We start from the raw sequence: 14,049 nt of genomic DNA on the forward strand, positions 1-14,049 counted from the left end.
AACAAAGCCGCAGCCGCCTAACACCATAAATAAACAATACTAAATTTTGAGTTTTTACGGTGCGGGTCTGGGCGAGTAAATTTAAAGCCAGAATTTACAAAAACTTGGTTATAAATTTGAGCGCAAGAATTTTAGGCGTAGTATCGTGATATAAATTTAAATGCCTTACTTCGCCTACGGCTCAAATTTAGCGAATATAAGACGCACGCTAAATTTTACCGACTCCGTTAAAAATGCCTGATGGCTGGGCCGCTTTTGCTAAAGCCGCCGAAAGCAAATTTAAGTCAGCGACGTCGTCTGATAAAGCTTCATCAAATTTTCGTAAAACTCTCTCTCCGTCTGCTTTTCGAGCAGTCCATTACTAGGGAAAAGATCGTCGCAAAGCTTTTGGATATTTTCAAATCGGTTCGGGAAAAGCTCGCTCAGTATCATCGCCGAGATGTCGCGCCGCATGAGGATCGCAGGCGGCAAGATACCCGCTAGCAGCAATGTTTTTAGCGTCTGGGCGTGGTATTTGATGTGGTGGTGCTGGCCGTGCGGGCAGGTCTTGGTGCTAACTAGCGTCTTGCACTCGTCGCAGTAGACGAGCTCGGGCAGCACGACGATATCTAAATTTAGATCGTTTTTGTATCGCTCCAGTACCGTGTGAGCGACGTTGTGATCGTAAAACATCCCGATGCCCGCGTGATTTTGCCCGACTATGAGCTTATCCGCACCCAGCCTATGCGCCGCGATGCACTCCAGCGTCGGATTTAAGTGCGAGCTAAAGAGATTTGAGTTCTCAAAAGGCACGATGATTAGGCGATTTTTAGGGATGTAGTTTTGGATGAAGTACTCTAGCACGCTTTTTTTGAGCGCAAAGCTCATCATCTCGTCCGCGCCGTGGCTTTTTAGCAAAAATAGCAACACCAGATCGGACTTATCTATCGTCATCCTGATCAGGCGCTCGTGCGCGCGGTTAAAAGGCTCCGCGGTTAGCATGATCGCCGAGACCTTGCGGACGTTTTGCTCTCTTTTGACCTCTTCGATGAGCTTTCTTACCTCGGCTAGCTTGTCGTCGTAGATCTTTATCTCGCCGCTCACGGCTAGTTCGCCGCTTTGGCTTTGCTGCGCGGGCGCGGCTTCGTTTGCACGAAAGATATTTTGCGAGCTTTTTTCGGCGTTAAATTTAAATACCTCGCCGACCTCGATATATCCCACGACCTTGCCGCCGTTGATAAGCTCGATATGATCGCCTTTTGAGGCGTTTTTTATCGTTTCTTGGTTGCGCTTGCCGTGCGGAGCGAAGACGAAAGTATATGGCATCGGCTCGCCGGCTAAAAAGCCCGTCTCGTAGATCTCGTTCGCCTCTTTTTCATTCATCAGGCGGTTAAATTTGCTAAAAATTTGATTTTCTATGAGATCAAGCGCGCCGAAAGCCTCGTCGTTTATCCAAACGGCGTTATTTTTTCTTGACGACGTCATATTTTTTCCTCTTTTCCCAAAGCGATTTGCGCGAGATTCCTAGCTTTTTGCTAAGCTCGGTGTCAGGGTATTTGTCCTGATAGTTTACGATGATGTGCTTAATGTAGTCGTCGATCGTCAAAATTTCGTCGATTTGGAAATTTTTCTCGTCGCTTGCGATGTTTAGCGTCTCCATCGGCGCCTCTTCGTTCGGATTGGTCGAGCTTGCGATGAGCTTGCGTTTGGCGGCGAGAGATACGATCTGATTTTTAGTCTCTTGGCGTAAAATTTGAAAATTTGAAAAATACAAAAGCGTGCGCGGATTTGCCGCGACTATGGCCTCTACGTCGATGCCGGGTTCTAGCGGAACGTATTTGAAGCTCAAATTTAGCGCCTTTGCGTATTCGAAAACGAAATTATCGGCGTTTATCATTTTATTGCATTTGATGAGAAGCGGCAGCTTTATGCGCTTAAAGTCGAAATTTAGCGCCGAGACGGCCTTAAAATGATAGTTTAGATAGTCCTGATAGGTTTTTATAAACGTTTGCAGCCGCCTAAACTCCTCGAAATGCTTGATCTTTCGCACCAACTCCTCGATCATAAACGGCTTTTGTATGTAGTCGCTAGCGCCCGCTTTTATCGGGATCGAGACGGTGTCGTTGCTGATATAAGTGATGAGCAGGATGACGACGGAGTCTTTAAATTTTTGTATGATTTTTAGCGTGTCGTCGCCCGCAAACGCGCTAGAGAGCAGCACCACGTCAAAGTGTACGTCCTTGGCGCCCTCCTTTGCCCTCTGCTCGGGCTCGCTTTTCATCGCCTCCGCCGCGCTCCTTGCGATCTCGCACTCGTAGCCTAGATTTTCTAGCTTTGATGCGATGCTTTGGGCTAGGTAGATTTCGTTTTCTATTATCAAAACTCTCATTTTTTACTTTCGTCGTTTTATTTTTGCGTCCAGTCGTAAATTTTTAGACTAGCAGACGCCGTGGCGGCTATGCCCTCGCCCCGCCCCGTAAAGCCTAGCTTCTCGGTCGTCGTGGCCTTTACGTTTATGCGGCTCGGGGTTAAATTTAGCGCATTTGCGATGTTTATTTCCATCGCGGATTTAAATTTACTAAGCTTTGGCCGCTCGGCGATAACGGTGACGTCGGCGTTTATAAGCTCAAAACCGACGCTTTGAACGAGCCTATATGCTTCTTTTAGTAACATAGCCGAGTCAGCGCCCTTAAATTTATCGTCGGTGTCTGGGAAATGCTCGCCTATATCGCCTAGCCCGGCCGCTCCTAGCACTGCGTCTATGAGCGCGTGGATGGCCACGTCGCCGTCGGAGTGGGCCTTTAAATTTCTTTCAAAAGGTATTTTTTCGCCGCCGATTGTTACGAAACTTCCCTCTTTTCTCTCTTCTTCAAAGGCATGCACGTCAAAACCGTTGCCGACGTAAATTTCGCTTGACGGCGCGCCAAGGCCGCAAATTTTGGCTAGGTCGTCTTTAAACGTTATTTTTCTAGCGTTTTCATCGCCTTGCACGTACCAAATTTTACCGCCCGCAGCCGCTATCGCCGAGCTATCGTCGGTGTAAATTTGACCTGATTCAAGCGCGCTTTTTAGCATCGCCGTGCGCGAGAGCTGCGGAGTTTGGATGAGCTTGATCTGCTCTCTATCTACGACACCCGCACCCAGATAAACCGTATCGGGCACCTTTAGCGTAGGCACGACGCAGTCGGCGTTTTGTATGCCACCTATTATGCGAGAAAAAAGCTCGGCGCTAATCATCGGACGAGCGATATCGCTAACCAAAATATACTCGCTTTGGACGAGTTTAAGAGCATTTTTTAGGCTCTCTTGACGGGTCGCACCGCCTTTTACGAAGCGATACGTTGGGGCAAATTTGCTCATATATTTTTCCTCGTTTGAGGCAATGATTATCTCTTTAAAAGCATAATGCGAGCTTAAATTTTTAGCGGCAAAGAGCCATAGCGGATCGCCTCCGACGCGCAACCACTGCTTTTTAACGGGCATCTCAAAACGGCTAGAGCTTCCAGCTCCGAGCATTATCAGCGTAACGTCTAGCAAAATTTCTCCTTTGGCAAAGTGTTACGATATTATACATCCTAAAAGCTTGTTTTTATCTTTTTTGAGTAAGATTAGAACCAAAATTTTAAGGAGCGAAACATGAAAGAATTTCGGGTCAAATTTGACTCCGCCGACAAAACTCCGACGCAGATGTACTACGCTAAAAAGGGTGTTATAACGCCCGAGATGAACTACGTAGCGCAAGCTGAAATGCTAGATCCCGAGCTCGTTAGAAGCGAGGTCGCCGAGGGCAAGATGATAATCCCCGCCAACATCCATCACGAAAATTTGCTCCCGATGGCGATCGGCAGAGAGGCAAAAACCAAAATCAACGCAAATATCGGCAACTCAAGCCTAAGCAGCGATATCTGCGCAGAGCTTGAAAAGCTGCAAATTTGCCTAAAATACGGCGCCGATACGGTCATGGATCTAAGCACGGGCGGCGATCTAGATGCGATTAGAAGCGCTATAATCGCAAACTCGAGCGTCCCCATAGGCACCGTGCCGATGTATCAGATCATTCACGATATAAAAGAAGTGGAAAATTTGACGACGGATGACATCCTAAAAACGCTCGAAAAACAGGCGCGCCAAGGCGTTAGCTACTTTACTATACATGCGGGCTTTTTGCTCAAATTTATGCCGCTAGTCGCAAAACGCAAGATGGGTATCGTTAGCCGCGGCGGCAGCCTAACTGCTAGCTGGATGATGCACCATCACAAAGAAAACCCGTTTTACGAAGCCTTTGACGATATTTTAGAAATTTGCGCCGCTCACGACGTCGCGCTCTCTCTTGGCGACGGGTTGCGTCCTGGCTGCTTATACGACGCGACTGATGAGGCTCAGCTTAGCGAACTGCGGGTTTTAGGCGAGCTAACGCTACGCGCATGGGAGAAAAACGTGCAGGTTATGATCGAGGGGCCGGGTCATATTCCTTTAAACCAAATAGAGTATAATATGAAAATCGAACGCGAGCTGTGCCACGGCGCGCCTTTTTACGTGCTAGGGCCGCTGCCTACGGACATCGGCGCGGGGTATGATCACATCACTTCGGCTATCGGCGGGACGATGGCGGCCTTTTACGGAGCCTCGATGCTGTGCTACGTGACGCCTAAAGAGCACCTGGGCCTACCTAACGCAAACGACGTCAGAGAGGGCATCGTAGCGCATAAAATCGCCGCTCACGCAGCCGACGTTGCGCTAGGCAAGGCAGGCGCGATAGAGCGCGATCACGCGATGAGCGACGCTAGATACGCTTTTGACTGGAACAAGCAGTTTGAGCTAAGCCTAGATCCAGAAAGAGCACGCGAGTTGCATGACGAGAGCTTGCCGCAAGAGTCGTTTAAAAAGGCGGAATTTTGCTCGATGTGCGGGCCTAAATTTTGCGCGTATAAAATTTCAAAAAATCTAATGAAGGAGAAAAATGCTAACTAAAGAGGATGTCTTAAATAGACTAAAAGGCGTGATATATCCGGGCTTTGAGAAAGATATCGTGAGCTTTGGATTCGTAAAAAAAGTCGAAATCGGCGAGAAAATTTTAATCGAGGTCGAGATCGTAAGCTCAAATCCGGACGTAGCAAACGAGCTGCGAACCGACATAAAGCGCGTGATGGGCTCAAACGAGTGCGTCATCAATATCATCCAACCAAAAATCCCAGAGGAAAAAAGCAACAGCCAAAGCGGTAAAAACATCGCTCCGCAGATCAAAAATTTCGTAATGGTAAGCTCGGGCAAAGGCGGCGTGGGCAAAAGCACTACGACGTTAAATTTAGCTATCTCTATGGCAAAACTAGGCAAAAAAGTAGGCATCCTAGACGCCGACATCTACGGTCCAAATATCCCTAGAATGCTCGGCGAAGTGGGCACGCAGCCCCAAGTCGTCGGCAACAAGCTAAAACCGATCCTAACTCACGGAGTCGAGATGATGAGTATGGGCGTGCTAATGGAAGAAGGCATGAGCCTCATCTGGCGCGGCTCGATGATCATGAAAGCTATCGAGCAGCTGCTAAAAGACGTATTTTGGAGCGAACTGGACGTATTGTTCCTCGATATGCCTCCGGGAACGGGCGACGCGCAGCTAACTCTAGCTCAAAGCGTGCCGGTAACTGCAGGTGTCTGCGTCACAACGCCGCAAGTAGTCGCACTTGATGACAGCAAAAGAGCGCTAGATATGTTTGAAAAGCTACACATCCCGATCGCCGGCATCGTGGAAAACATGAGCGGATTTATCTGCCCTGAAAGCGGCAAGGAGTATGATATATTTGGCAAAGGTACGACCGAGGAAGTGGCAAAAGCCTATGGCACCGAGGTGCTAGCCGAGATACCTATCGAGCCAGCTGTTCGTGTGGGCGGTGACAGCGGCAAGCCGGTGAGCTTTTACGAGCCAAACTCGGTCACGGCTAAACGCTACGAAAAAGCGGCGGCTAGGCTATGGGAGATAATCGAAAATATCAACGATGACGGCGGCGCGGACAACTCGTCTATCCAGCCCGTGATGGACGGCAAGAGCGCTTGCTCGAAGTAAAATTTAAAATCTAAAGCCCGAATTTACTCAAATTTGGGCTTTAACTCTCGCAAATTTACAAATTTAGGAGAACGACGATGAAAGCGATCGTAACGGTGATCGGTAAGGACAAGGTTGGCATTGTGGCGGGCGTTTCGGCTAAGCTCGCGCAGCTTGGGCTAAACATAGACGACATCAGCCAGACGGTTTTGGATGAGTTTTTTACGATGATGGCGGTGGTTTCCAGCGAGGAAAAGCAGGACTTCACGGCTCTAAAGGGGGAGCTAAACGAGCTAGGCGAAAAGCTAAAAGTAAAGATCAACATCCAAAGCTCGGCGATATTTGACGCCATGCACAACATCTAAGGCGCCGATATGGACATCAAAAACGTAACCGAAACGATCGCGATGATCGAGGAGCAAAATTTCGACATCCGCACGATCACAATGGGCATCAGCCTGCTTGACTGCATCGATCCCGATATTGACAAGGCAGCGGAGAAAATTTACGCCAAGATCACCGATAAGGCGCGCGATCTAGTAAAGGTCGGTAATGAAATTTCAGCAGAGCTCGGTATCCCGATCGTAAATAAGCGCGTCTGCGTAACGCCTATCGCCATCATCGGCGCTGCGACGGATGCCGTGAGCTACGTCCCGCTTGCTAGAGCGATGGACGAGGCGGCGCAAAAGGTCGGTATCGACTTTATCGGCGGCTTTTCGGCGCTCGTGCAAAAGGGCTACGCAAAGGGCGATAAAATTTTAATCGACTCCATCCCTGCCGCGCTCGCCGCGACGCAAAAGGTCTGCTCGTCGGTAAATATCGGCTCGACCAAAACCGGCATAAATATGAGCGCGGTCGCCGACATGGGGCGCGTGATCAAAGAGACGGCGCGGCTTTCCGATCTTGGCGCGGCAAAGCTCGTCGTATTTGCCAACGCCGTCGAGGATAATCCCTTTATGGCGGGCGCATTTCACGGCGTGGGCGAGGCCGAGGTCGTCATAAACGTGGGCGTCAGCGGCCCCGGCGTCGTTAAGCGCGCGCTTGAGAAGGTGCGCGGAGCGAGCTTTGACGTGGTTGCGGAGACCGTAAAAAAGACGGCGTTTAAGATCACGCGCATCGGACAGCTCGTCGGTCAAATGGCCTCCGAACGGCTGGGCGTGAAATTTGGCATCGTAGATCTCTCGCTAGCTCCGACCCCTGCCGTGGGCGATTCGGTCGCGCGCGTGCTTGAGGAGATGGGCTTAGAGCGCGTCGGTACGCACGGCACGACTGCGGCTTTGGCACTGCTAAACGACGCGGTCAAAAAGGGCGGAGTGATGGCCTGCAACCAAGTAGGCGGGCTTAGCGGCGCGTTTATTCCCGTCTCGGAGGATGAGGGCATGATCGCCGCGGTGCGCGCAGGATCGCTAAATTTGGAAAAGCTCGAAGCGATGACTGCGATCTGCTCGGTGGGGCTCGATATGATCGCGATCCCGCAGGATACGCCCGAGCAGACGATCGCCGCGATCATAGCCGACGAGGCCGCGATCGGCGTGATAAATCAAAAAACGACCGCTGTGCGCATCATCCCAAAAGGCAAAGAGGGCGACACGCTGGAATTCGGCGGCCTGCTCGGTAGCGCGCCCGTGATGAGCGTAAATAAAAACTCATCGGCTGACTTCATCGCCCGCGGCGGCCAAATACCCGCGCCTATTCATAGTTTTAAGAACTAAATTTATAAAGTCCGCTCAAATTTGCGGACTTTATACTTTCAAATTTATACGCGACGTTTAAATAACTTTTAGTTAAAATAACATCGAAAATTTACGTCAAGGATCTATAAATGAAAATTTTACGTTTTTTAGTGGCGCTTTGTTTTGGCGCGGCGGTAGCATCGGCGGCTGGTGACGACAAGGTAACGAGCATCGATATTTACGTGACGCCGTACTACTCGGCAAATGCCGGCAAGGCTGAACATGTAAAGGTTTACGACAAGATCGACGGCCTACTAAAAAGCGGCACGCTAGAAGACTTTAAAAGCGCAGAAAAGATCGTGCAGGACGCTCCGCAGATGGTTACGCCGATGACTCTTTTCGTACTTTCGGCTCGCGCTTACGATCTTGGCCTGCGCGATGAGGCGGTGTTTTGGTTTTACAACGCCAAAAATCGCGCGATCTTACTAAGAGAGATTATAAATTTGGACGACGGTAGATTTTTTGAGGTCAAAAGTGCGATAGGAGCGTTTATCAAGCTAGTTGGCGACGTGGTAAATCCATACGCGTTTTGCGATATCAAAAAGCAGCAAGATATCGCCGCAAAATCGCTAGAGTGGAGCAAGGCAAACGCCTATGAAGCTATGTTTTTACCGGAGTTTGCGTCGCCTCACGCAGATAGAAAAGCAGCTCTTGCAAAAGCAATAGAAGCCCTAGAGGCACGCGCGCAAAAAGAAAAAGATTATTTTCTGGACGAGGAAAATTTGGCTAAATTTAAAGCCATACGCAAGCAAAATAGAACCGACGAGAGATTTTGTTTTTAAAAAGCCGTTTTAGATTTTACTAAAACGGCACAGATTTGTATGTTGACTGCCTCTATAGTCTGTTTAAACAAATTACGCCAAACTATCACAAATCGCCTCAATTGACCGCAATATATCACCCCAACACCATCAATACCAAAGCCGTATAAATAATCAAAACAATACTCAATACCTGCATATAAATACTTAATCAAACTCAATAAGGCTACATTTAAAAATTATATTTACTATTGACTATATCAAATCTACTTTTATTAACAAATACTTATATATTTAATACAATATAATAATAATCTTAAATATTTAATTAATATTTTAGTTTAAACATTTTATAATTTCATACTTTTATACAAAGGAGTAAGATGTATTGTTCTAATTTTAAGAAGGCATTTGTGCTCTCGATGGTAACATGCGGCCTTTTATTACCAAGTATTTGCGAAGCGCAATATATAGAGCCTGGTAAAATAGGCGACATAAAAAGTTGGGAAACAGACGAGTATAAAGCGTACTGGGGTCTAGGTGGCATGAACGCATCGGTAGCCTACGCCAAAGGCGCCACTGGCAAAGGAGTAAAACTAGGAGTGGTAGATTCTGGTATGCTTCTAAGCCATCAAGAATTCGCAGGCGGCAGGATTACAGGAACGACCGCGAAGGGCGAATACTCCAAAAACGGTATGCGTTATCCAGATGCAGAATACGGCAACGCGCCCTTTAAACAAAAAAATAGCGATGAAAAAGATAGGACAAATAAGGGTGAATTTAAAAAAGGGCAAAAATTTGAAACCAACGGGGATTGGATAGCGGGCGTAAATGACTCTCACGGCACGCACGTAGGAGGTACGATAGCTGCAAACCGCGACGGAAGCGGCACGCATGGAGTAGCATGGGAATCAAGATTATACTCTGGAAATACGGGCGGAAACGACGGCATGACCTACGGCCCAAATCAAGGCTACGGATACTTCTATGCCGTATATAACGAGCTTGCTAAATCAGGCGTAAGAGCGATAAATAATAGCTGGGGGTCAAACAGAAGAGTAAATTCCTCCTACCCTGGAGCAGAGGGCTACAGCGGCACCCCCGGCACGGCAACAAATCCTACTGAGCCTAAACATCATCTATATTTAAGAGATCTAAATGCAGCCAAAAAAGCTTATTATCAGTTCGTAGCGGACGGCCAAAAAAATTTTATGGACGCCGCATACGAAGTAGCAAAAAAATACAGAATAATCCAAGTTTTTACCGCAGGTAACAGAGACGGTATGGAAGAATCCTACACAAGAGCGATGCTGCCGTATTTTCGCCCCGATGCTGAAAAACTATGGCTAAACGTAACAGGACAAACTGAGAACAGCACTCAAAGGTTTAACACTGCTGGACACTCCAAGTGGTGGACTATAGCAGCACCCGGAACAAAGATAAAATCACCTGTCGTAGACGTAAAAACCGGCAAGGCAGGATATGACTCCTGGGGCGGTACGTCGATGGCAGCGCCCCATGTAACGGGAGCTTTGGGCGTCATAATGTCTAGATATAGCTACATGACCAACGAGCAGGCAAGAGATGTCTTACTAACGACGGCAAGACAAACAAAGTACTCGTTCAAAAAGAATGATACCAGCAAGCTTTCGGGCTGGACGAGCGAGCATGGAGTACCTGATAAGAGATGGGGTTGGGGCATAGTAGATATCGGTAGAGCAATGTTTGGACCAGGTCAGTTTTTAGGTAAATTTGACGTAAATATGGACGTAGATGATGTCTGGTCTAACGACATCTCTGATAAAGCTATAAAATTTAGAAAAACCGAGGACGATGTGGATGCGGCGGTTTGGGCGGCGCGCAAAGCACAGCTCGATGCCAAGGGTGGAAATTTGACCGCAGAAGAAAGAGCCGAATACAACGTAGAGCTAGCCAGAGAACAAGCAAGAGCATATAGGGCAGCGGAGGGCTATAAAGGAATGCTTATAAAAAGAGGTAGCGGCACGCTTACGCTTGCCGGCGATAACACCTATAGCGGCGACACCGTCATAAAAGATGGGCAGATCACGGCGCTAAATCAGTCTTTAAAAAATAGCAAAGTGATAGTAGAAAACGGCGGCGCTTTAAAGATAAAAAAGAGCCTAACCGTCCAAGAGGTCAAAACCGATATGCTCCAAAAGCCGAAAGAATTCATAAACAAAACTAGAGCCGCTACTTCAGATACCGTCACGGCGACGATAAAGCAAGGCGGCAGATACGTCATATCACATCCCGGCATAGTCGGCATGTCTTCGGCAGGAGCTACGAATTTAAACCTTACGTTTGAAAAAAACTCTATCGTAGATCTAGAAAATCCTCTTTTTGAAGACGCACAAAAGATGTATAAGGATCCTACAAAATCAAAGAAATATTGGGTTGAAGGTAGCTTCCAAGGCTATGATCAAACGATATTAAGAGAATATGCGTTTTTTGATTTAGTTAAAAATTTTAACGATTCCAAACTAGAGCTCACCGTCAAGAAGAGCAGTAAGGGCATGGTGGATTTCGCAAAGAGTAAAAATCAAAAACTTATCGCCGCCGCAATCGAAGGCTCAAGTAATCAACCTGCCCTATTGAGCGCCTTTAGAAGTAGGCCTGCAGTACTAACGAGCGATCTGTATAGAAATTTCATCTTCGCTACGCCGCAGCAAGCCTCCGATACACTCAAAACATTTGCAAACGAAGCAAATTTTGCCGCTCAAAACGCAGCCGTGATTGATAATATATTGATCCGAAACGCCGTTTTAAACCGCAAAAGAGACTTTAATGCATTAAACATGGACGATAAAGAGACGGGAATTAACTTCTGGTCGAACACCGCAGGAAACGTCATGAAATTTGACTCAGACGAAGGAAGCGGAGAATTTAAATCCACATCCGTGACGCAACTTTTCGGATTAGATGGTGCGCTAAATGAAAGCTTAAGGCTGGGAGCCGTGCTGGGTGCAGGAAAAAGCAAGACCAAAGAAGACGGCAGTAAGGAGTTTGACCATACAAATAAACACGTTGGTCTTTATGCGCAAATTAGCCTAGAATCTGTCAAATTTGATCTAGGTGCCGTATATACGGACATAAAGCGCAAAAAAACCGGCAGCTCTACGATAGTTCAATACACGGCAAACAATGCCGCTAAAAGCAACGAAAAACTTGTCAACATGTTTGCTAGCGCGACATACGGCGGCTTTAACGGCGAAAATTTTGAGATAAATCCGTATCTAGGTGTTTCCCGTATCTATGCTAGAGCGGGCGGCATGAGCGAAAACGTGGGTCCGTTCGTGATGAGCACGGACAAAAAATCTAGAAATATGAATATCCTAACAGCGGGCATTAGTCCGAGCGTGCCGTTTAAAATAGGCAACATGAATTCGTCTGCACAGTTTGATCTAGCCTATAATAGATTTTTCGGCGACACTAGACCGGGCGCAGGAGTAAACGTCGCGAGTGCTGGATATGTGGATCTGGAAGGCAAAGAGCTTAAAGATTTCACCACCGTGGGTGCCAGCGTGGAAACTATGATATCTAAAAACACAAGCCTAAGGCTATCATACATCGGTGCATTCGGAAACGACGTAAAATCAAATAGCGTAAACGCCAAGATTGAAATTTCATTTTAATTTTAACAAGTTATCCGTCAAAGTTTTTGGCGGATAACTTAAGCTAAAGTATTTCAATACTCATATCCTCGCCGCAGTGCATGATGTCCTGCGAAACATCGCCTAATCGGCACCAATAAATTATCTGCAGCCCCGCCCTACTCGCTAAGCTTCTGCGCTAATTTTTCCCAAAGCTCGCTTAGGCCTAGGATATCGTTGTGTCCGGCGTTTAGCTCATAAATTTTATCTCCAGGCTTTAGAAATTTAAGCAACCAGCGCGAGTTATTCACGCCGATTAGCTCGTCATGCTCGCCGTGAAATATAGTCACCGGCCCGCTAAAACCGCCGACAAATTCAAAAGTAGGGATTTTGTATTTGATCAAAAATTTAGGCACAAAAGGCATTTTCTCCCGCGCTAGCTCCTCTAGGCTAAAATAAGGCGCGATCAAAACTAGCCGCTTAGTGCGGTATTTCTGCGCCGCGCGAGCCGCTAGCCCGCTACCTACAGAATAGCCGACCGCCGTGACCTCGCCCGCGTCATACTCCCGCAAAACCAGCTGCATCATCGCGTCCGCATCCGCATAAAGCTGCTCCTGTGAGCCTATCTCGCCGCCGCTCTTGCCGTAGCCTCGGTAGTCAAACAGGTAAAAATCATAGCCCAAATCCGTAAAATGCTGCGCATAATTGCCCCAGCCTTGCAGATTGCCCGCATTGCCGTGGAAAAATATCGCCGCGCCGTTTTTTGCCTTACGTTCACCGTTCGCGTCGCTATAAATTTGCTCGCTGCCCCTACTCTGCGCTAAAAATTTTAGCCCGCTTATCCACGTGCCATCCGCGTCTAGTCTTATCTCCTCAAACGGCTGATCAAAGCTAAAATCATGGTTTGGCTCTAGCTTGCTCGGGAAAAATATCAGCCGCCCTTGAAAAAAATAAAGCAGCGCCAAAAGCGCGATATATAGGATCAAAACTATAATGCCGAGCCGTAAAATTACGTTCATTTTCGCCTTTCAAATTTATCTGCGCCGGATTTTCTCCGCTCAAAAAATATCCTAACTCTCTCGCCGCTCTCGCTTCCGAATTTCTCCCGCGCCGCCAGCCTGATCTCATCCGCTAGCCGCTTAAAATAATCGTCCTCGCCGAAAAGATAAATTTGCTTATAAAGCGGCAAAAACGCGGGGAAATTTCGCCCGATGAAAGCTAAAATTTTATCCCTAAAATTTGGATAGAGATTTAGCCTATCAAACCACATCTCGTCCGCCGCATCGCCGTAGCGGGATATGATATCAAAAACGGGCGTGATCTGCGGGAAAATCGGCGCGACGAAGATATATGTTTTCACTCCCGCGGCGCGCAGCTTTTTTATCGCCGCGATCCGTGCCGCGACGGAACTTGCGCGAGGCTCCAGCGTGCGGCACAGTTTTTCATCTATCACGCTCAAACTTACGCCCACTCGGACGTTTGGCGTGGTTTGCAGCAGGTCTATATCGCGCGTCACGAGGTTTGATTTGGTTAAAATTTGCAGGTTTATATCCGAGCCCGCAACCGCTTCAAGGACTTTACGCGTAGCTCCAAAGCGCGCCTCGTACGGGTTGTAGCAGTCCGTAACCGAGCTCATAAATACGCGCTCGCCGCCGTACGAGCTCGCAAATTTAACCAGGCTCGCCGTATCAAAATCCTTCACGTCCAAAAACTCGCCCCACACCTCCTCGTGCCCGGTGACGCCGCGCATAAACTCGGCGTAGCAGTAGATGCAGCCGTGCGGGCAGCCTACGTACGGGTTGATCGCGTAGCCTCCGCTGCCGATTTTGGAGCGCGAGAGGATATTTTTGGCGCGGATTTTTGCGATGCGCATTTTTGTTTCGGCCTTTGATTGCGTGGATTTTATGAGGGATTTTAGCGAAATT

General features: G+C 47.9%; 11 protein-coding genes. 6 read left to right on the top strand and 5 right to left on the bottom strand.

Features of this window, described 5'->3' with window-relative positions:
* Positions 1-279 precede the first annotated feature (279 nt).
* Genes RWM02_RS01540 through RWM02_RS01550 form a run of 3 tightly spaced genes read right to left on the bottom strand, consistent with a single transcriptional unit; the run spans position 280 to position 3,516 of the window.
* The gene (locus RWM02_RS01540; protein WP_314068682.1) at positions 280-1,464 is read right to left on the bottom strand and encodes a sulfate adenylyltransferase; all 1,185 of its coding nucleotides are present in this window, start codon (positions 1,462-1,464) and stop codon (positions 280-282) included.
* Positions 1,442-2,368: a response regulator gene (locus tag RWM02_RS01545; protein ID WP_314068684.1), complete on the bottom strand. Its 927-nt coding sequence runs from the start codon at positions 2,366-2,368 to the stop codon at positions 1,442-1,444. Before RWM02_RS01545 ends, RWM02_RS01540 begins: the two co-directional genes overlap by 23 nt.
* A 17-nt stretch (positions 2,369-2,385) precedes the next feature.
* Complete coding sequence (locus RWM02_RS01550; RefSeq protein ID WP_314068686.1) at positions 2,386-3,516, bottom strand: bifunctional 2-C-methyl-D-erythritol 4-phosphate cytidylyltransferase/2-C-methyl-D-erythritol 2,4-cyclodiphosphate synthase; 1,131 nt, start codon at positions 3,514-3,516, stop codon at positions 2,386-2,388.
* A 99-nt stretch (positions 3,517-3,615) separates the two neighbouring features.
* Here RWM02_RS01550 and thiC point away from each other — a divergent pair, with 99 nt between their 5' ends.
* From thiC to RWM02_RS01580, 6 genes are all read left to right on the top strand, one after another.
* Positions 3,616-4,950: a phosphomethylpyrimidine synthase ThiC gene (gene thiC / locus RWM02_RS01555; RefSeq protein ID WP_314068688.1), complete on the top strand. Its 1,335-nt coding sequence runs from the start codon at positions 3,616-3,618 to the stop codon at positions 4,948-4,950.
* Positions 4,940-6,040, top strand: a complete 1,101-nt coding sequence (locus tag RWM02_RS01560) for an Mrp/NBP35 family ATP-binding protein (RefSeq protein WP_314068689.1) — start codon at positions 4,940-4,942, stop codon at positions 6,038-6,040. The genes thiC and RWM02_RS01560 overlap by 11 nt, the downstream gene beginning before the upstream one ends.
* A gap of 77 nt (positions 6,041-6,117) precedes the next feature.
* A complete protein-coding gene (locus tag RWM02_RS01565) occupies positions 6,118-6,384 on the top strand; it encodes an ACT domain-containing protein (RefSeq protein WP_004321567.1) in 267 nt (88 codons plus the stop codon).
* Between the two features lie 9 nt (positions 6,385-6,393).
* Entirely contained in the window at positions 6,394-7,731 is a 1,338-nt protein-coding gene (locus RWM02_RS01570; protein ID WP_295144131.1) for a PFL family protein, read from the top strand.
* Positions 7,732-7,841: 110 nt separating this feature from the next.
* Entirely contained in the window at positions 7,842-8,534 is a 693-nt protein-coding gene (locus RWM02_RS01575) for a cytochrome-c oxidase (RefSeq protein ID WP_314068691.1), read from the top strand.
* 362 nt (positions 8,535-8,896) lie between these two features.
* Positions 8,897-12,166 (top strand): S8 family serine peptidase, encoded by a 3,270-nt coding sequence (locus RWM02_RS01580; protein ID WP_314068693.1) that lies wholly within the window; start codon positions 8,897-8,899, stop codon positions 12,164-12,166.
* 137 nt (positions 12,167-12,303) lie between these two features.
* Here the strand turns inward: RWM02_RS01580 and RWM02_RS01585 are convergent, their stop codons facing one another.
* Both RWM02_RS01585 and RWM02_RS01590 read right to left on the bottom strand, forming a co-directional pair.
* The gene (locus RWM02_RS01585) at positions 12,304-13,143 is read right to left on the bottom strand and encodes an alpha/beta hydrolase (RefSeq protein ID WP_314068694.1); all 840 of its coding nucleotides are present in this window, start codon (positions 13,141-13,143) and stop codon (positions 12,304-12,306) included.
* Positions 13,140-13,997 (bottom strand): radical SAM protein, encoded by an 858-nt coding sequence (locus RWM02_RS01590; RefSeq protein ID WP_314068696.1) that lies wholly within the window; start codon positions 13,995-13,997, stop codon positions 13,140-13,142. The genes RWM02_RS01585 and RWM02_RS01590 overlap by 4 nt, the downstream gene beginning before the upstream one ends.
* Positions 13,998-14,049 lie beyond the last annotated feature (52 nt).

It is taken from the genome of Campylobacter showae (genome assembly GCF_963515975.1).
Classification (GTDB): Bacteria; Campylobacterota; Campylobacteria; order Campylobacterales; family Campylobacteraceae; genus Campylobacter_A; species Campylobacter_A showae_F.

Coding starts and splice junctions, on each gene's coding strand:
- RWM02_RS01540 (WP_314068682.1), bottom strand. CDS start 1,464: ATGACGTCGTCAAGAAAAAATAACGCCGTTTGGATAAACGACGAGGCT.
- RWM02_RS01545 (WP_314068684.1), bottom strand. CDS start 2,368: ATGAGAGTTTTGATAATAGAAAACGAAATCTACCTAGCCCAAAGCATC.
- thiC (WP_314068688.1), top strand. CDS start 3,616: ATGAAAGAATTTCGGGTCAAATTTGACTCCGCCGACAAAACTCCGACG.
- RWM02_RS01560 (WP_314068689.1), top strand. CDS start 4,940: ATGCTAACTAAAGAGGATGTCTTAAATAGACTAAAAGGCGTGATATAT.
- RWM02_RS01565 (WP_004321567.1), top strand. CDS start 6,118: ATGAAAGCGATCGTAACGGTGATCGGTAAGGACAAGGTTGGCATTGTG.
- RWM02_RS01570 (WP_295144131.1), top strand. CDS start 6,394: ATGGACATCAAAAACGTAACCGAAACGATCGCGATGATCGAGGAGCAA.
- RWM02_RS01575 (WP_314068691.1), top strand. CDS start 7,842: ATGAAAATTTTACGTTTTTTAGTGGCGCTTTGTTTTGGCGCGGCGGTA.
- RWM02_RS01580 (WP_314068693.1), top strand. CDS start 8,897: ATGTATTGTTCTAATTTTAAGAAGGCATTTGTGCTCTCGATGGTAACA.
- RWM02_RS01585 (WP_314068694.1), bottom strand. CDS start 13,143: ATGAACGTAATTTTACGGCTCGGCATTATAGTTTTGATCCTATATATC.
- RWM02_RS01590 (WP_314068696.1), bottom strand. CDS start 13,997: ATGCGCATCGCAAAAATCCGCGCCAAAAATATCCTCTCGCGCTCCAAA.